Raw genomic sequence first — 25,108 nt, forward strand, 5'->3', positions numbered from 1 at the left:
GGCGGGTCACCCGGACGCGCCGGGCGTGCCGCTGCTGACGGGCCGCACGATGGTCACACGCCGCTCCACCGCCCCGTCCCGTCCCCGAGGTGGTCCCCACCATGACAGTGATAGTCGGCCAGCTGTTCACCGGCGTCAGCATCGGCGCGGTGCTGCTGCTCATCGCGCTCGGCCTGGCCCTGACCTTCGGCCAGATGAACGTCATCAACATGGCGCACGGCGAGTTCATCATGGCCGGCGCCTACACCACGTACGTGCTCCAGCAGACGATCACCGACGCGGGTGTGTCCCTGCTCGTCGCGATCCCGATCGCGTTCGCGGTCGCCGGGGCGATGGGCGTGCTGCTGGAATGGGCGCTGATCCGCCGCCTCTACACCCGCCCGCTGGACACGCTGCTGGTCACCTGGGGCGTCTCGCTGATGCTGCAGCAGCTGGCCCGCGACATCTTCGGCGCGCCCAACGTGCAGACCAAGGCACCGGACCTGCTCACCGAGAGCACCTCGCTCGGCGCCGACCTCAGCATCGCCAACAGCCGCCTGTTCATCCTCGGCCTGGTCGTGCTCGCCGTCGCCGCGCTCACCGCCGCGCTCAAGCTCACCCCGCTGGGGCGGCGCATCCGGGCCGTGGTGCAGAACCGCGACCTGGCCGCCGTGTCCGGCATCCCCACCGGCCGGGTCGACCGGCTCACCTTCTTCATCGGCTCCGGGCTGGCCGGCGTCGCCGGGGTCGCGCTGACCCTGCTCGGCCCGATCGGCCCGACCATGGGCACCAACATCATCATCGACGCCTTCCTCGTCGTCGTGGTCGGCGGCATCGGGCAGCTCAAGGGCAGCGTGATCGTCGCGTTCACGCTCGGCATGCTGCAGGCGATGGTCGAGTACCTCACCACGCTCAGCGTCGCCAAGGTGATCGTGTTCATCGCGATCGTGGCGTTCCTGCAGTGGCGCCCGCAGGGCCTGTTCACGTTGCGCACCAGGAGCCTGGCATGAAAGCTCTCACCGAGATGAACCCGCGCGTGCGTGCCGGGCTCGGCTTCGCGCTCGGCGCGCTGGTGCTGTTCGCCGCCGCGCCCGCGCTGCTCAGCGACTTCCGGCTCAGCCTGCTGGCCAAGTACCTCTGCTTCGCCATCGTCGCCGTCGGCATCGGACTGGCCTGGGGGCGCGGCGGCCTGCTCACCCTCGGGCAGGGGGTCTTCTTCGGACTCGGCGGCTACGCCATGGCCATGCACCTCAAGCTCGCTGACGCAGGTCCCGGCAACATGCCCGACTTCATGGAGCTGTACGGGCAGCTCGACGAGCTCCCCGCGTGGTGGGCCCCGTTCGCGGACCCGGCGTTCGCGCTGGCCGCGACGGTACTGCTGCCCATGCTGGTCGCGTTCGGGCTCGGCACGCTGGTGTTCCGGCGGCGGGTGCGCGGGGCGTACTTCGCCATCCTCAGCCAGGCCCTGGCCGCCGCCATGGTGATCCTGCTGATCGGCCAGCAGGGCACGACCGGCGGCACCAACGGCCTCACCGACATCGACGGCTTCTTCGGCTACGACCTCGACGACCCGGTCAACCAGCGGATGGTGTACTTCATCATCGCCGCCGTCCTGCTCGGGCTGCTCGCGCTGACCCGGCAGCTGATGCACTCCCGCTACGGCGAGCTGCTGGTCGCGGTCCGCGACTCCGAGGAGCGGGTGCGCTTCCTCGGCTACAACCCCGCCAACGTCAAGCTCGTCGCGTACGTCGTCGCCGCCGGGATGGCGGGCCTGGCCGGGGCGCTGTTCGTGCCCGCGGTCGGCATCATCTCCCCCGCCCTGATCGGCATCGTGCCGTCGATCGAGTTCGTGATCGGTGTGGCCGTGGGCGGCCGGGCGGCGCTGCTCGGCCCGGTGCTCGGCGCCGTCGCCGTGGCATGGGCGAAGACGGCGCTGTCCGAGCGCTTCCCCGGCACTTGGACCTACCTGCAGGGCGCGATGTTCGTGCTGGTCGTGGCCTTCCTGCCGGGCGGCCTGGCCTCGCTGTGGGGCATGGTCCGGCGGCGGCGCGAGACCGCGCCCGCACCGGCACCGGCACCGGAGAAGGAAGCGCCGGTCCTGGTGAAGGGAGCGGCGTGAGCGAGCACCGGACGACGGCATGCGGCATCGGGAAACCGGTGGGCGCTGAGGGAAGGGGCACCGCATGAGCGGGACGGCAGGCGGCCTGACCATTCGCGGGCTGCGGGTGGTGTTCGACGGGTTCGTCGCGGTGGACGGGGTCGATCTCGACGTCGCGCCGGGCGACATCCGGTTCCTCATCGGGCCGAACGGGGCCGGCAAGACCACGCTGGTCGACGCGGTCACCGGGCTGGTCAAGGCGAGCGGCTCGGTGCGCTTCGGCGAGCGGGAGCTGCTGGGCCGGGACGTGCACCGCATCGCCCGGCTGGGCGTGGGCCGCACCTTCCAGACGGCGGCGCTGTTCGAGGAGCTGACGGTGCTGCAGAACCTCGACATCGCGGCGGGCGCCGGGCGCGGCCCGTGGACCATGCTGCGCCGCCGCGGCGCGGTGCCCGACGACGTGGCGCAGGCCCTGGAGGCGATCGGCCTGGCCGACCGCCGGGACGCGCTGGCCGGCACCCTCGCGCACGGCCAGAAGCAGTGGCTGGAGATCGGCATGCTGCTGGTGCAGGACGCCCGGCTGCTGCTGCTCGACGAGCCGGTCGCCGGGATGAGCCACGAGGAGCGCGAGGCCACCGGCGAGCTGCTCGGCAAGATCGCCGCCGACCGCACCGTCGTCGTCATCGAGCACGACATGGACTTCCTGCGCCGCTTCGCCCGCACCGTCACCGTGCTGCACGCCGGGAAGGTGCTCAGCGAGGGCACCGTCGCCCAGGTGCAGGCCGACCCGAAGGTGCAGGAGGTGTACCTCGGCCACCCGGCGTCGCACGAGGACGCCCCGGTGGCGCAGGGAGCGGAGGCGTGATGCTGCGCATCGAGGGGGTGCACGCCGGGTACGGGCGCAGCACCGTGCTGCACGGCGTGGACGTGACCGTCGACGACGGCGCGGTCACCGCCGTGCTCGGCCACAACGGCGCGGGCAAGTCGACGCTGCTGCGTGCCGCGATCGGCCTGCTCAAGCCGCGTCAGGGCATGGTGCTGTTCGGCGGCGAGGACGTCACGAGGCTCGCCCCGCACGAGCGGGTGGCGCGCGGCATGGCGTACGTGCCGCAGGGCCAGCAGTGTTTCCCGCACCTGACCACGGCGGAGAACCTGCAGCTCGTCGCCGACGGCCGCCGCGGTGGCAAGGAGGCGCTGGCCGAGGCGCTGGACCTGTTCCCCGCGCTGCGCGGGCTGCTGCGCCGCCGGGCCGGGCTGCTGTCGGGCGGTCAGCGCCAGCAGCTCGCCATCGCCCGCGCGCTGATCACCCGGCCCAGGCTGCTGCTGCTCGACGAGCCGACCGAGGGCATCCAGCCCAACGTGGTCGCCGAGATCGAGCAGGCGGTGCTGTCCCTGGCCGGGGGCGGGCTGTCGGTGCTGCTGGTCGAGCAGCACCTCGGCTTCGCGCTGCGCGCGGCGCACCGCTACCACGTGCTCGAATCCGGCAGAGTGACCTCGTCGGGAGCGGGCGGCACCGCGGCCGTTCCCGCTGTCCGCGCTGCCCTCACCGTGTGAGAAGGACGGTCCATGTTCCTCACCCAGCATGAGCAGGAACGTCTGCTCATCCATGTGGCGGCCGACGTCGCCGAGCGGCGCCGTGCCCGCGGCCTGCTGCTCAACCACCCCGAGTCGGTCGCGATCATCACCCGTTTCCTGCTGGAGGGCGCCCGCGACGGGCGCACCGTCGTGGACCTCATGGACGCGGGCTGCCAGGTGCTGACCCGCGCGGACGTCATGCCCGGCGTCCCCGAGATGCTGAAGGAGGTGCAGGTGGAGGCGACGTTCCCGGACGGCACCAAGCTGGTGACGGTGCACCACCCGATCCGGTGATCCCGGGCGAGATCCTGTTCGGGGAGGGCCAGGTCGCGATCAACATCGACCGGCCGATCACCACCCTGACCGTGGTCAACACCGCCGACCGGCCGGTGCAGGTCGGCTCGCACTACCACTTCGCCGAGGCCAACCCCGGCCTGTCCTTCGACCGGGCCGCGGCCTGGGGGCTGCGACTGGCCGTGCCCGCCGGCACCGCCGTGCGCTTCGAGCCCGGCGTCACCCGCGAGGTCGAGCTGGTCCCGCTCGGCGGCCTGCGCATCGTCCCCGGACTGCGCGGCGAATGCGGAGGCGAACTGTGACCCCCGGGAGCACCGCACACCGGCCCGCACGAGGTGCGCGCGAGAGGACTGAGGCGCTGTGACGATCCTGGTCAGCCGGGAGCGCTACGCCGCGCTCTACGGCCCCACCACCGGCGACCGCATCCGGCTCGCCGACACCAACCTGCTCATCGAGGTCGAGGCCGACCACTGCGCCGGCGGCGACGAGGCCGTCTTCGGTGGGGGCAAGGTCATCCGCGAGTCGATGGGCCAGTCGCGGGTCACCCGCGCCCAGGGCGCCCTGGACACCGTCATCACCGGGGCGGTGATCCTGGACCACTGGGGCATCGTCAAGGCCGACATCGGCATCCGCGACGGGCGGATCGTCGCGGTGGGTCGCGCCGGGAACCCGGACACCATGCCGGGCGTACACCCGGATCTGGTCATCGGCCCGGCCACGGAGGTGATCGCCGGCAACGGGAAGATCGTCACCGCGGGGGCGGTCGACACGCACGTGCACTTCATCTGCCCGCAGCTGGTGCACGAGGCGCTGGCGGGCGGGGTGACGACGCTGGTCGGCGGCGGCACCGGCCCGGCCGAGGGCACCAAGGCCACCACCGTCACCGCGAACGCCTGGCACCTGGCCCGCATGCACGAGGCCCTCGACACGTTCCCGGTGAACGTGCTGCTGCTCGGCAAGGGCAACACGGTCTCGGAAGAGGCCATGTGGGAGCAGCTGCGGGCCGGTGCGGGCGGGTTCAAGCTGCACGAGGACTGGGGCACCACGCCCGCCGCGATCGACGCCTGCCTGCGCGTGGCCGACGCGTCCGGGGTGCAGGTGTCCATCCACACCGACACCCTGAACGAGGCCGGGTTCGTGCAGGACACCCTGGCCGCGATCAACGGCCGGGCGATCCACTCCTACCACACCGAGGGCGCCGGGGGCGGGCACGCACCCGACATCATCACGGTGGCGAGCCTGCCCAACATCCTGCCGTCGTCGACCAACCCGACCCGGCCGTACACCCGCAACACCCTGGCCGAGCACCTGGACATGCTGATGGTGTGCCACCACCTGAACGCGGCCGTGCCCGAGGACCTGGCGTTCGCGGAGAGCCGGATACGGCCGTCCACGATGGCCGCCGAGGACCTGCTGCACGACCTCGGCGCGATCTCGATCATCGGGTCGGACTCGCAGGCGATGGGCCGCATCGGCGAGATCGTGCTGCGCACCTGGCAGACCGCGCACGTGATGAAGGACCGGGTCGGCGCGCTGCCCGGCGACGGGCAGGCCGACAACAACCGCGCCAAGCGATACGTCGCGAAGTACACCATCTGCGCGGCCATGGCCAACGGGCTGGAGCACGAGATCGGCTCCGTCGAGCCGGGCAAGCTCGCCGACCTGGTGGTGTGGGATCCGGCGTTCTTCGGCGTGCGGCCGCACCTGGTGGTCAAGGGCGGCATGATCGCGTACGCGCAGATGGGCGACGCCAACGCGTCCATCCCCACCCCGCAGCCGATGCTGCCCCGCCCGATGTTCGGCGCGTACGGCGTCACCGCCGCGAAGACGTCGCTGGCCTTCGTCGCCCCCGCGGCGCTCGAAGCCGGGCTGGAGCTGGACATCAGGCGGGCCATGGTGCCGGTCGCGGACGTGCGCTCGCGGGGCAAGGCCGACCTGCCGCACAACGACGCCATGCCGCACATCGAGGTCGACGCCGACACGTTCACCGTCAAGATCGACGGCGAGGTGGTCGACCCCGACCCGCCCACCGTGCTGCCCATGGCCCAGCGGTACTTCCTGTTCTGATGCACTCCACCGCGTACCTGCTGCTGGCCGACGGGCGCTTCCCGTCCGGCGGCCACGCGCACTCCAGCGGCCTGGAGGCGGCCGTCGTGGCCGGCCGGGTCACCGACCTGGCCGGTCTGGCGGCGTTCCTGCGCGGACGCCTGTCCTACGCCGCCCCGGTCGCCGCCGCCTTCACCGCCGCCACCCACCTCACCGCGACGCGGTTGGGAAGGGCACCTTCCACCACGGAAAGCGATATGAAGGTGCCCTTCCTTACCCTCGACGCGGAGCTGGAGGCGCGGACGGTGTCGCCCGCGCTGCGGCTGGCGTCGCGGCGGCAGGGCAGGGCGCTGCTGCGGGCCGGGCGCAACACCTGGCCCAGCGAGCTGTACGCGCAGCTGCCCAGGCACCCGGACGGCCCGCACCAGCCGCTGGCGCTCGGCGTCACCACGGCCGCGGCGGGACTGTCCACGGAGGAGTCCGCGCACGTGGCCGCGTACGGCGTGCTGACCGGCCCGGCCAGTGCCGCGGTGCGGCTGCTCGGGCTGGACCCGTACCGGGTGCAGCACCTGCTCGCGGGCCTCGCGGGCGCCTGCGACGAGATCGCCGCGGCAGCGGCGGCCGTCGCCCACAAGTCACCGGAGGAGCTCCCGGCCCACGCGGCGCCGCTGGCCGACATCTCCGCCGAGATCCACGCCACCTGGGAGGTGCGTCTCTTTGCGAGCTGACCACGATTCTCGATACGCCGACCACGACGAGTCGGTCCCGCACACCCACCCCGAGCCGGGCGTCGACCCGCACCCGCCGCTGCCGGCGCTGGACCGCGCGGTGCGCATCGGCATCGGCGGCCCGGTCGGCTCCGGCAAGACCGCCCTGGTCGCGGCCCTGTGCCGGGCGCTGGCCGGTGAGCTGCGGCTGGCGGTGGTGACCAACGACATCTACACCACCGAGGACGCCGACTTCCTCAAGCGCGCGGGCGTGCTCGACCCGGAACGCATCCGCGCGGTCGAGACCGGCTGCTGCCCGCACACCGCGATCCGCGACGACATCTCCGCCAACCTCGACGCCGTCGAGGAGCTGGAGGAGGCGCTCGGCCCGCTGGACCTGGTGCTGGTGGAGAGCGGCGGCGACAACCTCACCGCCACGTTCAGCCGGGGCCTGGTCGACCAGCAGATCTTCGTCGTGGACGTGTCCGGCGGCGACAAGGTGCCGCGCAAGGGCGGACCGGGCGTCACCACCGCCGATCTGCTCGTCATCAACAAGACCGACCTCGCCCCGCTGGTCGGCGCGGACCTGGGCGTGATGGACCGCGACGCCCGCGCCCGCCGCGGCACCCTGCCGACGATCTTCCAGTCGATCGCCGAGGACCCGCACGCGAGCCAGGTCGCCGCCTGGGTACGCCACGTCGTCGCGCACAGCCGCGGCCACGAGCACGCCGGGGCGCACTGATGCGCGCGCTGGCCAGGATCGTCGCCGAGGCCGACGGCCGCGGCGGCACCCGGCTGGCGCGCCTGCGCGGCGAACCACCCCTGCAACTGCGGCACACCCCGGACGGCTCGCCGGTGGCGACCGTGCACCTGATCGGCAGCGCCGCCGGGCCGCTCGGCGGCGACGACCTGCGCATCGAGATCGAGGTCGGCGAGGGTGCCGTGCTGTGCGTACGCACCGTCGCCGCCTCGATCGCGCTGCCGGGGCGGGACGGGTCGCCGTCGCGGGTGTCCGTGACGGCGGCCGTGGCGGGCGGCGGTGAGCTGCGCTGGCTGCCCGAGCAGCTGGTGGCCGCGGCCGGGTGCCGGCACCTGGCGGTGTCCACGGTGGAGCTGGCCGAGGGCGCCCGGCTGCTGTGGCGGGAGGAGCTGGTCTGCGGCCGCCACGACGAGCAGCCCGGCGACGCGGTGATCAGCACCTCCGTCGGCTACGGCGGCGCACCCCTGCTGCGGCAGTCGCTCGCCGTCGGGCCCGGCACGCCGGGCTGGGACGGCCCCGCCGTGCTCGGCGGCGCGCGGGCGACCGGCAGCCTGCTCCACGTCGACCCGGCCGCCACACCCGGCAAGCCGGAGGTGCTCGGGCCGACGGCGGTACGCATGCCACTCGCCGGCCCCGCGACCCTGCTCAGCGCCACGGCCCCCGACGCCCACCAACTCCGCCGCCACCTCGAACCCCGAACCTGAGCCGACCGGCCCCGCCGGGCAGGTGCGGTTTCGGGGAAAGTGCACGCACGGCGGCGCTCTTTCGGCCGGTTTGCCTGAAACCGGGGCGGTCGGTCAGGTCGGCTACCGCAGCGACCCGGCGTTGTCCGCCGGGGTGCGGGGTCAGTGTGACGGAACGGGCGCCGCGGGGATGTGCGGTGGTGTCCAGTCCGCGTGGGCGGCCATCGAGCGCAGCGCGACCCTCGCCGGGGTCAGCCGCATGACCAGGTTGCGCAGGCCCTCGGCGACCGGGTTGTCGACCTGCTGCCCGAACCGGGCGGTCTGCAGCGCGGCGCGCGCCATCCGCTGGGTACGCGGACGCCGCTGCCGGTCGTACTCGGCCAGTGCCGCCACCGGGTCGGCCGCCGGGTCGCAGACGGCGGCGAGCACCACCGCGTCCTCGATGGCCTGGTTGGCGCCCTGACCCAGGTTGGGCACCATCGCGTGCGCGGCATCGCCGAGCAGGGCCACCGCGCCGTAGTGGTAGGCCGGGGTCGGCACCGCGAGGTGGTGGATGTCGGACCGGATGACCGCGGCCGGGTCGGTGGCGTCCAGCAGCGCGGTGATCGGCTCATGCCAGCCGCCGAAGCGGGCCCGGACCGCCGACATCTCGTCGGGCTCGGGGAAGCGCTCGCGGGCCGGGGCGGTGACGGCGCCGTACCAGTAGACGCGCCCGTCGCCCAGCGGGACCATGCCGAACTCGGCACCGTTGCCCCAGGTGATCGCGGTGGTCAGCGGGCCCTGCCACGGCTCGCGGGTCACGCCGCGCCACGCGGTCGTCCCGGAGTAGGCGGGCGGCGGCAGGTCGGGCCAGAGCCACGAGCGCACGACGCTGTTGATGCCGTCGGTGGCGACGACCAGGTCCGGCGTGCAGGTGACCGGCTCGCCGCGGTGCCGGTAGTGCACCCGCGGCGACGGGTCGGGGATGACCTCGGTGACCTCCGCGTCGGCGAGGGCCACCTCGGCGGGCAGCGCCTCGAGCAGGATCCGGTGCAGCGTGGCCCGGTGGATGCCGACGGCCGAGGTGCCGAGCAGCCGGAGCATCGCCTCGCCGTTCATGCGGGACACCCAGCGCCCGGCCGGCGTGCGGATGCCGCCGGAGGTGTCGCCCCGGCCGGCCTGCTGGACGGCGGCGCCGACGCCGAGCGCGTCGAGCCCGCGCAGCCCGTTGGCCATGAGCGTCAGGCCGGCACCGACCTCGGCGAACTCGGGGGCGCGTTCGAGCACGGTCACGTCCCAGCCGCGCCGTCGCAGGCCGATGGCCGCGCACAACCCGCCGATCCCCGCACCGATGACCAGAGCCTTTGCGCTGCTCATCGCGTCACCTCAACTTTCTACATCTGTAGAAGGCCATACTACACCCGTAGAAGGAGGGCACCATGTCCCGGTACGCCGTGATCACCGACGCCGCCATCGAGCTCGTGGCGGAGCTGGGCATGCGCGGCCTGACCCACCGCGCCGTCGACGCCCGCGCGGGCCTGCCGCCAGGCACCACCTCCGCGTACTACCGCACCCGCAAAGCACTCATCGAGGGGCTGGTGCGGCGCATCGCGGAGCTGGACCGCGCCGACCTGGAACAGAGCGCGCTGCCCGCCGACGCCGCCCCGACGTTCCCGCAGGTGCTGGGCCGGGCGGAGTTCGAACACCTGGCCGGCCAGATCGCCGGGGTCGTCGACCAGTGGCTGACCACCGGCCGCACGCGGACGCTGGCCCGCTACGCCTGCCTGCTCGAAGCGACCCACCACCCCGAGCTGCGCGGCATCCTCGAACACGGCACCGCCTCGCGCGCCCAGGCCCGCGCGCTGCTGGCGGCGGGCGGCGCCAAGGATCCGGACCAGGCCGGGGCGCACTTCGTCGCGTTCGTGGACGGGCTGCTGTTCGACCGGCTCATCGGTGCCGGCGCGCTGACCGCGCCCACCCCCGGCACGCCCGAGAGCCGAGCCGACCTCACCGCCGCCGCCCGCGCCCTGCTGTTCGCCCTGACCAGCCCCGACACGCCGTAGCACCCACGCGAGCGATGTCATACATGTCAAGTAGCGACCGGCGAGTCTTCGACTCCACCGTGAGACAGGTCGGCAACCGCCCGGTGGCAGACATGCGGATGCGGGACGAACCTCGCGCCCGAATGCTCGGTTCCCACGGCGGTTGAGCGGGCCGGCCTGCGGTCAGCCGCGGGCAGTGCCGGGCAGCACCAGGCCCGTCTCGTACGCGACCACCACCGCCTGGGCCCGGCTGGACAGTGCCAGCTTCGACATCAGCCGGTTCAGGTGCGTCTTCACGGTCGCCTCGCTCAGGAACAGCTCCCCGGCGATGTCCGCGTTGGACAGCCCGCGCGCCACCAGCCGCAGCACCTCCAGCTCGCGGCCGGTGAGCGGGGCCAGGTCGGGCACGTCGGCGCCCGGCGGCGCGGCGGACACGTGCGTCTCGATGAGCCGTCGCACGACCGACGGGGTGAACAGCATCTCGCCCCCGGCGACGGCGGCGATCGCCGCGAACAGCCGCTCCGGGCTGGTGTCCTTGAGCAGGAAGCCGCTGGCCCCGGCGCGCAGCGCCGCGTAGACGTACTCGTCGAGGTCGAAGGTGGTCAGGATGAGCACCTTCGGCGGCGCGGGGTCGCCCGCGGCGAGGATCTGCTCGGTGGCACCGATGCCGCTCAGACCGGGCATGCGGATGTCCATCAGGATCACGTCGGGGCGCAGCTCGGCCGCCAGGCGCACGGCCTGGTCGCCGTCGGCGGCCTGGCCCACCGCGACCAGGCCGGCCGTCGCCTCGATCATCGAGACCAGGCCCGCCCGGATCAGCACCTGGTCGTCGACCACCAGCACTCTGGTCACCGGCGGTCCTCGTCCAGCGGCAGGGTCAGGCGCACCTCGAAACCACCCTCCTGGCGGGGACCGGCCGACAGCGTGCCGCCGTAGATGCGGGCACGTTCCCGCATGCCGATGAGGCCGTGGCGGACCGTGTCCGGATTGGACTCTACCGGTGCCGGCGCGGCGCCCCGGTCGGTGACGGTCACCGCGAGCCGCTGCGGCTGCCAGCGCAGCAGCACGGTCGCGGCGGGAGGGTCGGCGTGCTTGAGCACGTTGGTGAGCGACTCCTGGATCACCCGGTACACGCACAGCCCGAGCCCCGACGGCAGCGGCACCTCGGCCCCCTCCGTCACCAGCTCGATCTCGGCTCCGGCCGTGCGCACCCGGTCGAGCAGGTCGGGCAGGCACTTCATGTCGGGCGCCGAGTCGAACGGGGCCTGCGCGTCGGCGTCGTCGGCGGCCACCCGCAGCACCGCCAGCAGGCGGCGCATCTCGGTCAGCGCCTCGTGCGCGGTGTCGGCGATCACGGTGAGCGCGCCGCCGGCCGTCTGCGGGTCGGTGGTCAGCACGTACCGGCCCAGCCCGGCCTGCACGGAGATCACCGACATGTGGTGGGCGACGACGTCGTGCAGCTCCCGGGCGATGCGCCGCTGCTCCTGGGAGACCGCCTGGTGCGCGCGTTCCTGCTGCTCGCGGCGCAGCCGCTCGGTGAGCGCGGCGAGCTGGCGCCCGCGCTCGGCCATCTGCCGGGTGCCGTCTCCGAAACCCCAGGCCACCAGCGTGAGAAACGTGACGATCATGAACCCGAACGGGCGCACCTGGTCGACCAGGACCCGCTGGGCGAACAGCAGCACGGCCAGGCCCAGCACGGCGGCCGGCACCGAGACGCGGCGCGGCCGCAGCTCCGCCACCTTGTGCACGGCCAGCGCGACGGCGAACGTCACCACCGAGTGGTAGTAGCCGAGGGCGAGATAGGCCGTGCCCGCCGCGCAGGCCAGCAGCAGCACGGTGACGGGGGCGCGGCGGCGCACGTACAGCGGGATGTTGAACGCGAGGATCAGCGCGACGGCCAGGCCGTCGGTCGGCCGCCACACGCCGCCGACCTCGTGCTCGAAGTTCCCGGCCCACAGCAGCGCCGCCAGCAGCAGCCAGGACACCAGGACGACGTCAGCTATCCGGCCCCAGCGCATGCGCCGACCGTAGCCGCGGCACAGGGAGCTGTCATCCACCGATCGCGATATCCGGACTACCGCGCTCGTTGCAGCACCGGGTCACGGCGGCGGCCGGGCGGAGGGACCCCGCCCGGCCGCCGGGGCTCGCCGATTCCCGGTCGCGCAGACGGGACGAGGCCGCCTACCCCAGAGGTTTACCCACGCCTACCGCGCAGGCTGGAAGCGGCGCGCCGCGAGCCGTCATACCGTGGCAGCGGGTGTCCGGCCGGTGGCCCGTCGCGACGACGTCCAGGACCGGGCGGTGGACGTCGTGACCCGACGGTGCGGACGAGGACCGCCGGACGGGGCGTCCCGGTGTACGGGCAACCACCCCGGCACCGGGACGTCCGAACGGTCACACGGCGACCGGCCGCCGGGACAGCGCGTCGGCCAGCGCGCCCAGCAGGCCGACGAGCTGGTCGCGCTCGGCCGCCGGCAGGGCGATCTCGCCGATGCTGTCGGCGATCCGGGCGGCGATGCGGTCGTGCAGCTGGCGGCCGCGCGGGCTGAGATAGGCACGGATGCGGCGCCGGTCCAGCGGGTCGACCCGCCGGTACACCAGGCTCTGCTCGACGAGCTGGTCGACGACCTTGGTCAGGGTGCCGGGCGGCAGGAACGCGGCGTCGGCCACCTCGGTCATCGGCCGCCCGCCCTCGGCGGCCAGCAACGACAGCACGCGCCAGGCCTCCGCGGAGCAGTCCTCGGCGCGCAGGATCGCCGACAGGCGCCGCTGCAGGAGCCGTTCGGCCTGGGTGAGCAGCTGGAGCAGGTCGGGACGCGGACCGGTGGGCGCTGCGGCGGACAATGCTCCTCCTCGGCCTGGTGGGCGTGATCGATGCTACAGAATGGCCACACCTCCGGGAACCGTATGGAGATCATGCGCGGCCCACGGGAACATGGGGCCATGCCCGTGCCGCCGCAGCGGTTGCCAGGCCTGGTCGTCCCCGGACAGCCCGGCCGCGCTACCGGCACCCTCGGCGAGACCCTGCACGTCGCGCTGGTGTTCCCGATGCAGGGACCGGCCGGCATCTTCGGCCCGACCTGCGAGCTGTGCGCGCAGCTCGCGGTCGAGGAGGTCAACCGCGGCGGCGGGGTGCTCGGCCGCGAGCTGAGCCTGGTGCCCGTCGACGGGGGTGCCCCGCCGGAGCGGGTCGCCGCCGAGGTGCAGGCACTGGTCGAGCTCGGCATCGTGCACGGGGTGACGGGCTGGCACATCTCGTCGGTGCGCCAGGCGCTCGCGCCGCGCGTCGCGCACCGCGTCCCGTACGTCTACACCGCGCTGTACGAGGGCGGCGAGCGCACCGAGGGCGTGTACCTGACCAGCGAGACGCCGGACGAGCAGCTGCTGCCGGCGATGCGGCTGCTGGCCGGGGAGCACCGGGTGCGGCGCTGGTTCATCGTCGGCAACGACTACGTGTGGCCGCGGCGCACGGCGGCGGCGGCGCACCGCTACGCCGTGGAGTCGGGCACGCAGGTGTGCGGGCAGGCGTTCCTGCCGTTGGGCGTGCACGGTTTCGGCGACGTGCTGCGCCGCATCGAGCACAGCCAGGCCGACGCGGTGCTGATGCTGCTGGTCGGCAACGACGCGGTGCGGTTCAACCGGGCGTTCGCGGCGCGCGGGCTGGACCAGCGCTGCCTGCGGCTGAGCACGCTGATGGACGAGAACATGCTGATGGCCAGCGGCGCGCACGCCACCCGCGGCCTGTTCAGCACGGCGGGGTTCTTCGCGACGCTGGTGACGCCGGAGAACCTCGACTTCCACGGGCAGTACGCCCGCCGCTTCGGGGTCGAGGCGCCGCAGCCGGGCAGCCTCGGCGAGTCCTGTTACGAGGGTGTGCTGCTGCTGGCCGCGCTGATCAACCGGGCGCGCACGCTGGACGTGCGGGCGATCGGGTCGGGTGCGGACGAGGTGACCTACGAGGGGCCGCGCGGGGCGATCGCGATGCGCCGGCGGCACGCCCGGCAGCGCATCTACCTCGCCGAGGCGGACCGGCTGGACTTCAACGTGCTCACGCAGCTGTGACGGGGGCGCTCGCGATCAGGTGGAACAGCCGCGCGGTGAGCGGGAACGGCATCCGGTCCGACAGCGCGATCTCCAGCCGCTCCAGCTCGGCGAAGAACGACGCGTCGTACTTGCGCTCGTCGTCGGGGATGTAGTCGCAGACCGAGCGGATGCCGTAGTGGCCGAGCACGCCCGCGCCGAGCCGGCGCAGCACGGTGGACACCTCGTCGGCGGTGCGCGGGTAGACCGGCGTGTTGAACGTGTGCGTGAACCGCTCCGCGGCGTCGAGCGACTCGTACGCGGCGGTCAGGTCCATGTCGCGGATCGCGGCCCGCATGGGCTCGGAGTGCGCGTTACCGGCGATCACGCTGAGCAGGCCGCCCTCGCGCAGCGGCGCCATCACGGTGGCGAGCGTGGCCTCCACGTCGGCCACGTACGGCAGCAGGTTGTGGCACAGCACCAGGTCGTACGCCGAGGGCTCGACGACGTCGCCGAGCTTGGCGACGTCGGACTCGATCACGGTGACCCGGTGCGCGACACCGGTCGACTCGGCCAGCGAGCGCGCCGACAGCAGCATCTGCGGCGAGTAGTCGACCAGCGTGACCTGGTGCCCGGCCGTCGCGTAGCGGACCGCCTCGACGCCGTTTCCGCCTGCCACGTCGAGGATGCGCAGCCGGCGTCCGTCGAGGTGGCGGGCGATGTTGTGCTCCGCCAGCGTGTAGCGCAACCGGCCCCAGGGCGCGTCCTGCCACTGCCGCCAGGCGGACACCTTGTCGTCGAACACGTCGCGGGTCACGTCGCTCATGCGTCCGACCGTAACGGAGGTTCAGCCCGCGGGCACTCCGGAACACGCACTTCCTTCGTACGGCGTAGACGACGGGCCCACCCGGACACTGCGCATCGGAATGATCACAGAATTCAGCACTGGTGGTCCCAGGCCGCGTAGTCGGCGGGGACCGCGGGACGCCAGGTCGCCCAGGCGCGGCCGGTGGCGTGCGCGGCGTCGACGAACGCCTCGGTGGCGCACCAGTCCCGCATCGTCTGCTCGCCGAGCATCGCGACCAGCGCCGCGGTCTGGGTGGCCTGTGCCCGCAGGGCGACGAGCTTGCGGTCGGCGAGCTCGCCGTCGAGTGCCAGGTGCAGGCTCAGCAGCTCGGGCGGGGTGCGGGCGGGCAGGCCGTCGGCGAGGAAGACGTCGAGGCGGTCGTACACGTGCTGCCAGCGGTGCAGGAAGTCGTCGGTGGTGGTGGCGTACAGCAGCCGGGCCTCGGGCGCGGCCAGCGCACGGGCCGCGGTCGCCCACCGGGAGACGGCCTGGTGGTCGGCGTGCCCGGTGAACCCGTCGGGCCCGAAGGTGAGGATCGTGTCCGGACGCACCTGCTCGATGATCGCGACGAGCCGCGCCACGGCGTCGTCGGCCGGGTGCTCGGCGCAGTCGCCGTCGGGCAGGCCGAGCACGTGGTGCTCGGTCACCCCGAGCACGGCGAGCGAGGCGCGTTGCTCGTGCGCCCGGACGGCAGCCAGCCGCGCCGGGGGCCACTGCGCCGGGTCGCCGGTGCCGCGCTCGCCCAGCGTCGCGGTCACGCAGACGACCCGGCGGCCGGCGTCGCGCGCCAGGGCCATGAGACCCGCCGACAGGTAGACCTCGTCGTCGGGGTGTGCCCAGACGCCGAGCACGGTGCCCAGCTCGGATACCTCGTGACGCATGTCGGGTGGAACCTTCCTCGGTGGTGCGGGGCCGGCGGGTGGGCCGGCCCCGCGGGGGGACGGTCAGACGGTGATCTCGTAGAGGATGTTGAACGGGTTGTCGATGTCGACCCGCTCGACCGTGCCGAACCCGGCCTCGGCGCACAGCTTGCGGGCGGTGTGCTCGTTGAAGCCGCAGGTGCCGAGCCCCGCCCCGTGCTGGGCCAGCGACGTGGTCAGGCAGAACAGCACGCTGATGCCGTAGAAGTAGGCCCCGAGCGCGCCCGCGTTGTCGGGCAGGTGGTGGCTGGCGTTGATGTCGAGGCAGACGTAGCGCCCGTGCGGGCGCAGCGCGCCGCGGATCACCTTCAGCATGCCGAGCGGGTCGGCGGCGTCATGGATCACGTCGAACGTGGTGATGACGTCGTAGTCGCCGGGGATGCCGGCCGACACGTCGCACACCTCGAACCGCACCCGGTCGGCGACCCCGGCGGCCTGCGCGGCCTCGCGCGCCGCCGCGACCGACTCGGGGTGGATGTCGAACCCGGTGTAGCGGCCCGCCGGGTACGCCTGCGCCAGGCTGATGAGCGCCCGGCCCCGGCCGCAGCCGACGTCGGCGACGTCCGCGCCGCGCTCCAGCGCCGCGTGCACCTGCGGCAGGGCGGGCAGCCACACGCCCGGCAGCAGGTGTTCGAACCAGCCGTCGGTGAAGCGTTCGAGCCCGCGCCACCAGTCCTGCGGGTACGCCGCCAGCGGCACGCCGCCGCCGTGCCGGAACGCGTCGGTGACCTGCCCGAGCACGCCGGTTAGCCCGTACAGGGCCTGGTGCAGGCCGCCGAAGTAGGCGGGCCCCGCGACGGCGAGCACGGGGACGTGCGCGGCGGGCAGCGTGAAGCGCTCGGTGTGCGGATCGTGCTCCAGGTATCCGTGCGAGGCCATCGACGACAGCCATTCGCGGACGTAGCGCTCGGCCGTGCCGGTGCGCCCGGCCAGCTCCGCGCTGGTCTGCGACCCCCCGTCGGCCAGGGCCTGCCAGAGCCCGAGCCGGTCGCCGATCGCGGCCATCGTGGTGACCATCCAGGCGCTGGTGTCGCCCATGACGCGGCCCGCGAAGGCCTCGACGTCGGACGCGCTCGCCGGTGCTGCGACGGACTTCGTTGCGGAAGTCATGATCGAGTCGCCTCCTATAGTGGTTGGTTGTGACGGTGGAACCGACTTCACCGATGTTGGCGGCGACACCTTGCGGCTGCCTTGCGCCGCGATTGCGGCGTGCGGTGCGCGGGCCGGGCGCCGCGGCGGGCGTGCGGGCATGAACTTCGGCGTGCTCGGCGCGCTGGCGGTGCGCTCCGGCGACCGCGCGGTGGAGATCGGCAGCCGGACGCAGCGGCTGCTGCTCGCGGCGCTCATCTCGCGGGCCGGCACGGTGGTCCCCGCCGACAGCCTGGTGGAGATCATCTGGGGCGACGACGCGCCCGCGAAGGCGCTGCCGTCGCTGTACACCTACGTCTCCCGGTTGCGCGGGCTGCTGCGCGCGGGCGGCGAGGACGTCCTGCTCACCCACCCGCCCGGCTACCTGCTGCGGATCGCGTCGGAGCAGACCGACGCGGGCCGCTTCGAACACCTGGTCGACCAGGCCCGCCGCGCCGCCGCGCACGACCCCGAGGCGGCCCTGGCCGCGCTGGACGAGGCGCTGGCGCTGTGGCGCGGGCCGGCCTACGCGGAGTTCGCCGACGAGGACTTCGCCCGGCCCGAGGCCACCCGGCTGGACGAGCTGCGCCTGGCCGCGATCGAGCAGCGCTTCGACGCCGCGCTGGCCCTCGGCCGCCACCCCGGCCTGCCCGGGGCGATCGAGGCGTACGCCGCCGAGAACCCGCTGCGGGAACGCCCCCGCGAGCAGCTCATGCTGGCGCTGTACCGGTGCGGCCGCCAGGCGGAGGCGCTGGCGGTGTACCGGGCGTTCCGCACCCGGCTCGACGAGGAGCTCGGCGTCGCACCGTCGGCGGCGCTGCGGGCGCTGGAGGCCGCCGTCCTACGCCAGGACCCCGCCCTCGACTGGACGCCGCCCGCACCGTCCAGGATGGACATGACCACGGACGTTTCCGACGCGGGCCGGGCGGACGTCTCGGGTGCAGGCGCGGCGGACGTCGCGGGTAAGGGCACCGTGCCGATGGAGGTGTCGAGCTTCGTCGGCCGCGAGGCGGATCAGGCCGCCGTGGCCGCGGCGCTGCGCGAGGGCCGCCTCGTCACGCTCACGGGCCCCGGCGGGGTGGGCAAGACCCGGCTGGCGACGCACGTCGCGGCCGACGCGGCGACCGAGCACGCCGATGGCGTGCGCTGGTGCGAGCTGGCGCCGCTCACCGACGGCGCGGGTCTCGGGCATGCCCTGGCCGCGGCCGTCGGCGCCCGGCAGCAGCCCGGCCTCGGCATCGACGAGTCGGTGCGGGCGTATCTCGCCACCCGGCACCTGCTGCTCGTCGTCGACAACTGCGAGCACGTGCTCGCCGACGCCGCGCGGCTCATCGAGTCGGTCGTCCGGTCCTGCCCCCGGGTCACCGTGCTGGCCACCAGCCGCACCGCGCTCGGCGTGCCGGGCGAGCGGATCCACCAGGTCGCGCCGCTGCCGGTGCCGGACGGCGACCCGGCCGGGGCCGCGGCGTCGCCCGCCGTGCGGCTGTTCGCCGACCGGGCCCGCGCCGTCCGGCCGGGCCTCGACCTGACCGGCGACAACCTCGCGCACGTCGCGCAGGTGTGCCGGCAGCTCGACGGGCTGCCGCTCGGCATCGAGCTGGCCGCGGCCCGGATCCGGTCGCTCAACCCCGCCGACCTCGCGGCCCGGCTCGGCGACGGGCTGCGGCTGCTGACCACCGCCCGGCCCACCGCCGTCGAGCGGCACCGCACCCTGCGCGCCGTCGTCGACTGGTCGTACGCGCTGCTCAGCCCCGCCCAGCAGCACCTGTTCGACCGGCTGTCGGTGTTCGCCGGCGGGTTCACCCTGGACGCGGCGGAGCGGGTCTGCGGCGAGGCGGACCTGCTCGACCCGCTCGCGGCGCTGGTCGACGGTTCGCTGATCAGCGCCGGGCCGACCGCCGGGCAGGTGCGCTACTCGATGCTGGGCCTGCTGCGGGCGTACGGGCGCGAACGCCTCGCCGAGCGCGGCGAGCTCCCGCAGGTCCACGACGCGCACGCGGCGTACTACGCCGCCACGGCCGAGGACGTCGGCACCCGGATGCGCGGGCCCGCCGAGGGCCAGTGCGTCGCCGTGCTGGACGCCGAGCTGGGCAACCTGCGGGCCGCCCACCGGTGGGCCGTCGACCGGCGCGACACCGGCGTCGCGATGCGGATCTCGGCGGGGCTCTACCACTACGTGGTGTACCGCTTCCACGACGAGGTCGTGTCCTGGGGTGAGACCGTGCTCGCCCTGCCCGGCGCCGACTCGCACCCGCTGTACCCGGTGGTCTGCGGCGCGGTCGGGGAAGGACTCACCCTGCGCGGCGACCAGCGGCGCGCCCTCGCCATCGCGCAGCATGCGCTGGACACCGCGGCCGATCCCACCGGCCCGCTGTGCCTGCCGGTGCTCAAGGTGCTCGCGGCCGTGGCGCTCTACGAGGGCCGACTCGACGACTGCTTCCGGTGGGCGGCCGAGCAGTCCCGCGTGGCCCGGCTGCACGGCGACGCCTGGCGGGACGGCGAGGGGCTGCTCTTCCAGGGCCTGGCGCGCACGTACGCGGGCGACCCGGCGGCCGGGCTCGCCATCGCCCGCGAGCAGCTACGGGTCACCCAGGCGATCGGCAACCCCACCCTGATCGCGTGGGCGAGGTACAACCAGGCCGAGGCCCTGTCGGGCAGCGACCCCGACCAGGCCAGGCGGCTCTACGAGGAGGCCGTCGCGCTGGCCGGGTCGGTCGGCGGCGCGTTCACCGAGACCATCGCCGAGGTCGGGCTGGCCGCCCTGCTGACCCGCTGCGACGAGTACGCCGCCGCGCTGCGCGCCTTCCGCCGGTGTGTGGACCAGTGGCACCGGCTGCAGGTCTGGCACCACCAGTGGACGACCCTGCGCAACCTGATCCGGCTGCTCGTCCGCCTCGGCGTGCACGAGGAGGCGGCCACCCTGCTCGGGGCACTCGGCGCAGCCGACACCGCCGCGTACGGCGCCGACGCCGACGGCATGCTCGCGGCCGAGCGGACGCTCACCGCCGCGCTGGGCACGGCCCGCTACCCGGCCGCCACCGGTGCCGGCGCCGCCATGGACCCCGACGCGGCGGTCGGGTTCGCACTGTCCACGATCGACCGGGTGCTCGCTCAGCTCCCGGGGACACCGCTCGGCCGCTGATGCCCGCCGGGGACCTCGCGGCCGTCCCGGAAGGAGACGGTGGCGAACCAGGACGACGCGCAGACCGTGATGCGGCCGGGCTCGTACATCGTCTCGAAGGGAAAGCCGTGCCACTGCCCGTAGGACGTGACCACGAAGGTCTCCCCCGGCTGCAGCCAGTAGTCCTGCCCGCACGGCTCCAGCATCAGTTCGAGCAGCTCGTCGCCGTAGTTGGTCACGAGCATCGGGACCGCGTCGCCCAGCTGCTGGATCGACTCGAAGCCGAAGTCGCCCGCCAGGGGGCATGTTCCGCCGCAACGGCTCGACGATGTGCGCCACCCCGGCGCTGCTCTCTTCCTCAGATGATCTCTGCGTCACGGAGCAGAGCCTGCCTGAGGATCGGTTGCGACACCAGGGCCGGCCGGCGCGCCCGTTCGTCCGCCCGGCCGGTTCCCTACCCGGGAAACCGCAGGAAGAGATGGGTGTGCCCGACGGTCTCGAAGCCGATCCGCTCGTAGAAACGGCGCGGCCAGTCCTCCGCGTCGGCGACCAGGAACGTCACCGGGCAGCCTGCTTCGGCCGCGCGGCGCACGCACTCGGCCAGCACGGCGCGGGCCAGGCCGCGCCCGCGATGGGCCGGCGACGTGCGCACGTCCTCGATCTGCGCGCAGCCGAACCCGCGGTCGAGGTAGAGATCCGCCTGGGCGACGACCGCACCGTCCTCGTCGCGTACGCCGAGGAAGACGACCTCCTCGGCGCAGGCCCGGCGCAGCACCCGCCGGTCGGCGAGCTGGTCGAGCACCTCGTCGGGCGCGTCCGGCAGGCGCTCCTGCCACATCGCGCGCTCGCCGGGGCGCAGCTCGTCCAGGCTCAGCTCGCGCACCTCGCCGGGATCGCCGATCGGCCCGGCGGACGCGGTCAGCCGCATCACCACGTGGACCGTGTGGCCGTACCCCGCCCCGGTCAGCGCGGCCGCGACCGCGTCCCCCAGCGGCGCCGAGTGCGCCAGCACCAGCCGGTGCTCGACCCCGGTGCGGTCCAGGACGGACTCCACGAGTTCCACGACGTCGTCCGGGGCGTCGTCCCCGGTCAGCACGACCAGGTTGTGGTCGTACGAGTACGGGAAGCTCGGGCACAGCGCCGTGAAGCCCTCGCCGAAGTCGACGACCCGCTCGGCCTGGCGCCGCACCGCCGCCTGCTGAAAGGCGGTGATGCGCGCGAACACGTCCCGCGCGGACAGCTCCTCGTGGCTCACCACGGCGTTCCCTTCACCGATCCTGCCGTACGCACCAGCGCAGCAGCTCCGTCCGGGAGTCCCCGAGCACGGGCCGCGCCTGCTCGATCGCCGCCAGCAGCTCGGGGGCCACCTCCGGGGTGAGTCTGCGGTACGCCCCCGGGCCGGGGTTGCGCGGCCACGCCGCCACCTCGGCCCGTGCCTGCGCCCCGAGCACCGGATCCGCGTCCGCCAGCAGCCGCAGCCCCACCGTGAGCCCGAGCCACACGTCACGCACCAGCACCAGCCGGTACGCGGCCCGCCGCACCGCCGGCCGCTGCGCGGGATCCAGCAGCTCCCGCAGCAGCGCCGGGCTGATCTCGTGCGCGACGGTGCTCAGCGCTGCGGCGGCCTGGGCCACCACCGGGTTCGCCGGGTCATGCAAGAGCGGCAGCAGCGGCTCGGCGCGCACCGCGTCGCGCGCGACCAGCGCCCGCACCGCCTCGACCCGGCCCCGCGCCGACGGGTGCGCCAGCCACCGCGCGATCAGGTCGACGTCGCCGGACGTGCCGGTCTCCCCGAGCCCGGCGATCGCACCCGGCGCGGGACACGCGCCCGCCAGCAGCTCGCGGTAGTACGCGGCCGGGTCGCCGCCCGCCCGGCCCACCGCCACCTGCGCGACGAGCCGCACCAGCGGGCTGCGGTCGGCCAGCGCCGCCCGCGCCACCGTGCGCTCACCGCCCCGCGCGAGCAGCCGCACCGCCTCCGACCGGATCAGCGGCGTACGCGCCGCGAGCAGCCGCCGGGCCACCGACAGGTCCGCCGCCGCCGCGAACGCCGCGTCCGCGCAGGTCCGCCTGATCACCAGGTCGGCATCGCGCAGGGCCGCGTCCACCAGCCGGTCGACCGGCAGCCGGCCGGCCGCGATGGCGAGGCGGTAGGCGTTGCGCCGTACGTCGCGGTGCCCGGAGCGCAGCAGCTGCGACCGGGTCTCGTCAGGCAGCCGGGGGACCAGGGCGTCGACGCGTTCACGCAGCCACCGGCCGCGGACCCGCTCCCCGAGCGCATCGGCCAGGCCGGCGACGGCCAGCAGGCGTGGGGCGTCGATCCGCTCGTCCAGGAGGTGCTCGCAGGCCTCGCGGGCGGCGTCCCGGACCGGGTCGACCCAGTCCGCGCTGCGCAGCGCCAGCATCGCGGCGGCCACCGGGTGGGCGTGCCCGCGCAGGCGGGCCACCGCCGCCTCGCGCAGCCTGCCCTGGTGGTGGCACCCGGCCACGACGAGGTCGAGCAGGTCCGCCCGGCCGGCGGCGACGGCTTCGACCAGACCGTTCGTCCAGCGCTGCACCGTCCAGGTCTGGGACCGCAGCGTCTCGTCGAGCACCGTCCACCACGCGGCGGATGCTCCGGCGAGTGCCTCCAGCGCGACCGCCCGCTGTTCGGGTCGGCCGTCCCGGGCCACCTTCATCAGGTGGGAGGCCCGCTCCCACCGCTTCGACGGCCATCCCGGTCCGCCGAGGGCGCTGCGCAGCTCGTCGTCGCCGGATGTCTCGGGCATTTCGGCGTCGCGCGGCCGGCCGTCCGCCGCTTGCGGGACAGGCGCCGGTTCTGCGGCGCCGAGGAAGGCGCGCAGGTTCTCGCGTAGCCCCATGGCAGTCCCCCCGTGGTCGGTCCGTGGATACTGCCAGCTCGGCGGCCATGCCCGCCAGCCGATAACGCGGGGAGAGCCGGGTGCGGCTCTCCCCGCCGGCCGCTCGGCTCGTGGCCGCTGCGGGACCTGCTCGTGGTGCGGCCGGTCAGGCCACGCCCTCGAACCGGACCTGCGGGTCGCCGGTGGCGCCGCTGCCCCAGACCGCGTTGTACGAGCCGGTGTCCCCGGCCAGGTAGTAGCGGAACCAGTCGGTCAGCACGCGGCGGGTGATGGTGAGCTGCGTGGCGCGGGTGATGGTGCCGCTGTCGCAGAACACCGACGAGGACTCGATGAAGCCGCAGTGGAAGCCGCCGAGGATGGTGCGCAGCTGCTTGGGCGCGGGCTTGCCGTGGTAGATCGGGCGCTGGTGGCTCGCGATCGGCGCGGTGCCGTCCCTCTCCCCCGCGACCAGCATCATCGGCACGGACACCGAGGCGGCAGCGGCGGCGGCCGACGGGTTGGTCTCGGCGGCGGCGAGGTTGGCCACCGTGGTCACGGCCGGGTTGCGCGAGGCGGCGAGCACGCTGGCGCCGCCGCCCATCGAGTGCCCGGACAGGCCCAGCCTGGTGGTGTTGATGTGCGCGTTGAACCGCGACCCGGCCGTGGTGTCCTGCGCGACGAGCCAGGTGAGCTGGGCGTTCAGGTCGTCGGCGAAGGCGCTGTGGCTGGGGAGGAGGCTGCCCTGCGAGGTGGGGGCGGCCACCACGAAGCCCCAGGACGCGAGATGGGACATGGTGCCGTAGTACTTGCTGACGCTCTGCAGGAAGCCGTGGCCGAACGCGATGGCCGGGAACCGTCCGGCGGCGACGGCGGCGTTCTGCCCGGCGGCGGTCGCCGGGTAGTAGATCCGGGCGCTGAACGAGCGGCCGGAGGCGCTGACGGAGGCGTCGACGTAGCCGACGGCGTACGAACCGGGGACGGAGGTGTCGGCCGCGGCGGCGGGGCTGCCGGTGCCCGCGACGGCGGCGGTGAGCAGGGCAAGGACGAGGATTGCTCGCCGGAACATGGATGCTCCTTCCGAAGGAACCTTGGTTCCCACAGTGGAACATCGTTTCGCCCAGAGAAACAAGCAACCGAATATGCCAATGTCACGACGCCGTGCTCACACCGCCCAGGACGGCTTGCCCCGCTGCAGGAAGGCCGTCATTCCCTCGGCCGCCTCCTCCGTCGCGAACAGCTCGGCCGACAGCGCCGCCATGTCCTCGCCGTACGCGTCCAGCGCCGCGCGCACGTCGCGGCCGGCCAGCCGCTTGCTCGCCGCCAGGCCCTGCGGCGACCCGGCCCGTACGCCGTCGAGCAGGCCCGACAGCGCCTCGTCCACGTCGTCGGCGGCGACGGTGATCAGCCCGCACGCCTGCGCCGCGGCGGCGTCGAACACCTCGCCGGTGAGGTAGTAGCGGGCTGCCGCGCGGCCGGTCAGCCGTGGCAGCGTGGTCAGCGAGATGACGGCGGGAGCGACCCCGATCCGCGCCTCGGTGAAGGCGAACGACGACGACGGTCCGGCCACCACGAGGTCGCAGGCGCCGAGCAGGCCGAGGCCGCCCGCGCGCACGTGCCCGTCGACGCGGGCCAGCACCGGCTTGGGCAGCTCCACGATCTCCCGCAGCAGCGCGAGCAGCCGGGCGGTGCCCGCCGCCGGGCCGTCGGCGGCCTCGGTCAGGTCCGCCCCGGCGCAGAAGACGCGTCCGGTGTGGGCGAGCACGACGGCGCGTACCGCCATGTCGGCCGCGGCGGCGGCGAGGTGCTCGCGCAGCTCGGTCATCAGCCGCTGGGACAGCGCGTTGCGGTTGTGCGGCGAGTCCAGGGTCAGCGTGACGACGGCGCGGTCGGCGGTCGCGGTCACGTACGGGCGGTCCTGGTCGGACATCGGCTCCCCTTCGCTCTCGGGCGGCGGCGTGGTCGTGGCCGGTCGCGCGGGACGGTGGCGAACCGCCGGCCGAGAGCCGTCGGGCGGCGGCGCACCGCACGCGCGAGGCGGTCGGCCCACCCTCCCGCCGTGATCCAAAAAA

25 protein-coding genes are annotated in these 25,108 nt (G+C 74.2%); 13 read left to right on the forward strand and 12 right to left on the reverse strand.

What is annotated here, in order from left to right:
• Positions 1–101 precede the first annotated feature (101 nt).
• The 10 genes from urtB to AB0J67_RS22945 all read left to right on the forward strand — a co-directional run bounded on the left by urtB (position 102) and on the right by AB0J67_RS22945 (position 8,163).
• Entirely contained in the window at positions 102–989 is an 888-nt protein-coding gene (gene urtB, locus AB0J67_RS22900; RefSeq protein ID WP_363485449.1) for an urea ABC transporter permease subunit UrtB, read from the forward strand.
• Positions 986–2,098 (forward strand): urea ABC transporter permease subunit UrtC, encoded by a 1,113-nt coding sequence (urtC, locus tag AB0J67_RS22905; protein ID WP_363485450.1) that lies wholly within the window; start codon positions 986–988, stop codon positions 2,096–2,098. The genes urtB and urtC overlap by 4 nt, the downstream gene beginning before the upstream one ends.
• Positions 2,099–2,162: 64 nt before the next feature.
• Positions 2,163–2,942, forward strand: coding sequence for an urea ABC transporter ATP-binding protein UrtD (urtD, locus tag AB0J67_RS22910; RefSeq protein WP_363485451.1), 780 nt, complete (start codon positions 2,163–2,165; stop codon positions 2,940–2,942).
• Positions 2,942–3,631 carry an urea ABC transporter ATP-binding subunit UrtE gene (gene urtE, locus AB0J67_RS22915; RefSeq protein ID WP_363485452.1) on the forward strand — a complete coding sequence of 230 codons (690 nt, stop codon included), beginning with the start codon at positions 2,942–2,944 and terminating at the stop codon, positions 3,629–3,631. Before urtD ends, urtE begins: the two co-directional genes overlap by 1 nt.
• Before the next feature lie 12 nt (positions 3,632–3,643).
• Positions 3,644–3,946 (forward strand): urease subunit gamma, encoded by a 303-nt coding sequence (locus AB0J67_RS22920; protein WP_363485453.1) that lies wholly within the window; start codon positions 3,644–3,646, stop codon positions 3,944–3,946.
• The gene (locus AB0J67_RS22925) at positions 3,943–4,248 is read left to right on the forward strand and encodes an urease subunit beta (RefSeq protein ID WP_363485454.1); all 306 of its coding nucleotides are present in this window, start codon (positions 3,943–3,945) and stop codon (positions 4,246–4,248) included. The genes AB0J67_RS22920 and AB0J67_RS22925 overlap by 4 nt, the downstream gene beginning before the upstream one ends.
• Before the next feature lie 58 nt (positions 4,249–4,306).
• Positions 4,307–6,013, forward strand: coding sequence for an urease subunit alpha (locus AB0J67_RS22930; RefSeq protein WP_363485455.1), 1,707 nt, complete (start codon positions 4,307–4,309; stop codon positions 6,011–6,013).
• On the forward strand, positions 6,013–6,720 hold the full coding sequence (locus tag AB0J67_RS22935) for an urease accessory UreF family protein (RefSeq protein WP_363485456.1): 708 nt from the start codon (positions 6,013–6,015) through the stop codon (positions 6,718–6,720). Before AB0J67_RS22930 ends, AB0J67_RS22935 begins: the two co-directional genes overlap by 1 nt.
• On the forward strand, positions 6,710–7,441 hold the full coding sequence (gene ureG, locus AB0J67_RS22940) for an urease accessory protein UreG (RefSeq protein WP_363485457.1): 732 nt from the start codon (positions 6,710–6,712) through the stop codon (positions 7,439–7,441). The genes AB0J67_RS22935 and ureG overlap by 11 nt, the downstream gene beginning before the upstream one ends.
• The gene (locus tag AB0J67_RS22945) at positions 7,441–8,163 is read left to right on the forward strand and encodes an urease accessory protein UreD (RefSeq protein ID WP_363485458.1); all 723 of its coding nucleotides are present in this window, start codon (positions 7,441–7,443) and stop codon (positions 8,161–8,163) included. The genes ureG and AB0J67_RS22945 overlap by 1 nt, the downstream gene beginning before the upstream one ends.
• 141 nt (positions 8,164–8,304) lie before the next feature.
• On the opposite strand, the gene AB0J67_RS22950 is transcribed toward AB0J67_RS22945, so the two are convergent.
• A complete protein-coding gene (locus AB0J67_RS22950) occupies positions 8,305–9,498 on the reverse strand; it encodes an FAD-dependent oxidoreductase (protein ID WP_363485459.1) in 1,194 nt (397 codons plus the stop codon).
• Between the two features lie 62 nt (positions 9,499–9,560).
• Between AB0J67_RS22950 and AB0J67_RS22955 the strand changes: the two genes are divergently transcribed.
• Entirely contained in the window at positions 9,561–10,184 is a 624-nt protein-coding gene (locus AB0J67_RS22955) for a TetR/AcrR family transcriptional regulator (RefSeq protein ID WP_363485460.1), read from the forward strand.
• A 162-nt stretch (positions 10,185–10,346) separates the two neighbouring features.
• Here the strand turns inward: AB0J67_RS22955 and AB0J67_RS22960 are convergent, their stop codons facing one another.
• From AB0J67_RS22960 to AB0J67_RS22970, 3 genes are all read right to left on the reverse strand, one after another.
• Positions 10,347–11,015, reverse strand: a complete 669-nt coding sequence (locus AB0J67_RS22960) for a response regulator transcription factor (protein WP_363485461.1) — start codon at positions 11,013–11,015, stop codon at positions 10,347–10,349.
• Entirely contained in the window at positions 11,012–12,181 is a 1,170-nt protein-coding gene (locus tag AB0J67_RS22965) for a histidine kinase (RefSeq protein ID WP_363485462.1), read from the reverse strand. Before AB0J67_RS22965 ends, AB0J67_RS22960 begins: the two co-directional genes overlap by 4 nt.
• A 376-nt stretch (positions 12,182–12,557) precedes the next feature.
• Positions 12,558–13,007 carry a MarR family transcriptional regulator gene (locus AB0J67_RS22970; RefSeq protein ID WP_363485463.1) on the reverse strand — a complete coding sequence of 150 codons (450 nt, stop codon included), beginning with the start codon at positions 13,005–13,007 and terminating at the stop codon, positions 12,558–12,560.
• Between the two features lie 99 nt (positions 13,008–13,106).
• Between AB0J67_RS22970 and AB0J67_RS22975 the strand changes: the two genes are divergently transcribed.
• On the forward strand, positions 13,107–14,225 hold the full coding sequence (locus AB0J67_RS22975) for a substrate-binding domain-containing protein (protein WP_363485464.1): 1,119 nt from the start codon (positions 13,107–13,109) through the stop codon (positions 14,223–14,225).
• On the opposite strand, the gene AB0J67_RS22980 is transcribed toward AB0J67_RS22975, so the two are convergent.
• The 3 genes from AB0J67_RS22980 to AB0J67_RS22990 form a co-directional block, all read right to left on the reverse strand.
• Entirely contained in the window at positions 14,212–15,009 is a 798-nt protein-coding gene (locus tag AB0J67_RS22980; protein ID WP_363485465.1) for a methyltransferase domain-containing protein, read from the reverse strand. The genes AB0J67_RS22975 and AB0J67_RS22980 overlap by 14 nt on opposite strands.
• A gap of 113 nt (positions 15,010–15,122) precedes the next feature.
• Positions 15,123–15,911: a PIG-L family deacetylase gene (locus tag AB0J67_RS22985; protein ID WP_363485466.1), complete on the reverse strand. Its 789-nt coding sequence runs from the start codon at positions 15,909–15,911 to the stop codon at positions 15,123–15,125.
• A gap of 63 nt (positions 15,912–15,974) precedes the next feature.
• Positions 15,975–17,060, reverse strand: coding sequence for a methyltransferase domain-containing protein (locus AB0J67_RS22990; RefSeq protein WP_363485467.1), 1,086 nt, complete (start codon positions 17,058–17,060; stop codon positions 15,975–15,977).
• Between the two features lie 139 nt (positions 17,061–17,199).
• On the opposite strand from AB0J67_RS22990, the gene AB0J67_RS22995 reads away from it, so the two are divergent.
• Positions 17,200–20,220 carry a BTAD domain-containing putative transcriptional regulator gene (locus tag AB0J67_RS22995; protein WP_363485468.1) on the forward strand — a complete coding sequence of 1,007 codons (3,021 nt, stop codon included), beginning with the start codon at positions 17,200–17,202 and terminating at the stop codon, positions 20,218–20,220.
• Here the strand turns inward: AB0J67_RS22995 and AB0J67_RS23000 are convergent.
• From AB0J67_RS23000 to AB0J67_RS23020, 5 genes are all read right to left on the reverse strand, one after another.
• A complete protein-coding gene (locus AB0J67_RS23000; protein WP_363485469.1) occupies positions 20,190–20,444 on the reverse strand; it encodes a hypothetical protein in 255 nt (84 codons plus the stop codon). The genes AB0J67_RS22995 and AB0J67_RS23000 overlap by 31 nt on opposite strands.
• A gap of 209 nt (positions 20,445–20,653) precedes the next feature.
• Positions 20,654–21,454 carry a GNAT family N-acetyltransferase gene (locus AB0J67_RS23005; RefSeq protein WP_363485470.1) on the reverse strand — a complete coding sequence of 267 codons (801 nt, stop codon included), beginning with the start codon at positions 21,452–21,454 and terminating at the stop codon, positions 20,654–20,656.
• 13 nt (positions 21,455–21,467) lie between these two features.
• Complete coding sequence (locus tag AB0J67_RS23010; protein ID WP_363485471.1) at positions 21,468–22,967, reverse strand: hypothetical protein; 1,500 nt, start codon at positions 22,965–22,967, stop codon at positions 21,468–21,470.
• A 238-nt stretch (positions 22,968–23,205) separates the two neighbouring features.
• Complete coding sequence (locus AB0J67_RS23015; protein ID WP_363485472.1) at positions 23,206–24,105, reverse strand: hypothetical protein; 900 nt, start codon at positions 24,103–24,105, stop codon at positions 23,206–23,208.
• A gap of 96 nt (positions 24,106–24,201) precedes the next feature.
• Positions 24,202–24,966 carry an enoyl-CoA hydratase family protein gene (locus AB0J67_RS23020; protein WP_363485473.1) on the reverse strand — a complete coding sequence of 255 codons (765 nt, stop codon included), beginning with the start codon at positions 24,964–24,966 and terminating at the stop codon, positions 24,202–24,204.
• Positions 24,967–25,108: the final 142 nt, after the last annotated feature.

This window comes from Catellatospora sp. NPDC049609, from assembly GCF_040675365.1.
In the GTDB taxonomy this organism is placed as follows: Bacteria; Actinomycetota; Actinomycetes; order Mycobacteriales; family Micromonosporaceae; genus Catellatospora.

Bases quoted from the DNA above. Each gene is read 5' to 3' on its own strand.
- AB0J67_RS22945 (WP_363485458.1), top strand. From the start codon at position 7,441: ATGCGCGCGCTGGCCAGGATCGTCGCCGAGGCCGACGGCCGCGGCGGC.
- AB0J67_RS22975 (WP_363485464.1), top strand. From the start codon at position 13,107: ATGCCCGTGCCGCCGCAGCGGTTGCCAGGCCTGGTCGTCCCCGGACAG.
- AB0J67_RS22965 (WP_363485462.1), bottom strand. From the start codon at position 12,181: ATGCGCTGGGGCCGGATAGCTGACGTCGTCCTGGTGTCCTGGCTGCTG.
- AB0J67_RS22935 (WP_363485456.1), top strand. From the start codon at position 6,013: ATGCACTCCACCGCGTACCTGCTGCTGGCCGACGGGCGCTTCCCGTCC.
- urtB (WP_363485449.1), top strand. From the start codon at position 102: ATGACAGTGATAGTCGGCCAGCTGTTCACCGGCGTCAGCATCGGCGCG.
- AB0J67_RS22995 (WP_363485468.1), top strand. From the start codon at position 17,200: ATGAACTTCGGCGTGCTCGGCGCGCTGGCGGTGCGCTCCGGCGACCGC.
- urtD (WP_363485451.1), top strand. From the start codon at position 2,163: ATGAGCGGGACGGCAGGCGGCCTGACCATTCGCGGGCTGCGGGTGGTG.
- urtC (WP_363485450.1), top strand. From the start codon at position 986: ATGAAAGCTCTCACCGAGATGAACCCGCGCGTGCGTGCCGGGCTCGGC.
- AB0J67_RS22955 (WP_363485460.1), top strand. From the start codon at position 9,561: ATGTCCCGGTACGCCGTGATCACCGACGCCGCCATCGAGCTCGTGGCG.
- AB0J67_RS22985 (WP_363485466.1), bottom strand. From the start codon at position 15,911: ATGCGTCACGAGGTATCCGAGCTGGGCACCGTGCTCGGCGTCTGGGCA.
- AB0J67_RS22990 (WP_363485467.1), bottom strand. From the start codon at position 17,060: ATGACTTCCGCAACGAAGTCCGTCGCAGCACCGGCGAGCGCGTCCGAC.
- AB0J67_RS23015 (WP_363485472.1), bottom strand. From the start codon at position 24,105: ATGTTCCGGCGAGCAATCCTCGTCCTTGCCCTGCTCACCGCCGCCGTC.
- AB0J67_RS22920 (WP_363485453.1), top strand. From the start codon at position 3,644: ATGTTCCTCACCCAGCATGAGCAGGAACGTCTGCTCATCCATGTGGCG.
- AB0J67_RS23020 (WP_363485473.1), bottom strand. From the start codon at position 24,966: ATGTCCGACCAGGACCGCCCGTACGTGACCGCGACCGCCGACCGCGCC.
- AB0J67_RS23000 (WP_363485469.1), bottom strand. From the start codon at position 20,444: ATGCTCGTGACCAACTACGGCGACGAGCTGCTCGAACTGATGCTGGAG.
- AB0J67_RS22980 (WP_363485465.1), bottom strand. From the start codon at position 15,009: ATGAGCGACGTGACCCGCGACGTGTTCGACGACAAGGTGTCCGCCTGG.
- urtE (WP_363485452.1), top strand. From the start codon at position 2,942: ATGCTGCGCATCGAGGGGGTGCACGCCGGGTACGGGCGCAGCACCGTG.
- AB0J67_RS23010 (WP_363485471.1), bottom strand. From the start codon at position 22,967: ATGCCCGAGACATCCGGCGACGACGAGCTGCGCAGCGCCCTCGGCGGA.
- AB0J67_RS22950 (WP_363485459.1), bottom strand. From the start codon at position 9,498: ATGAGCAGCGCAAAGGCTCTGGTCATCGGTGCGGGGATCGGCGGGTTG.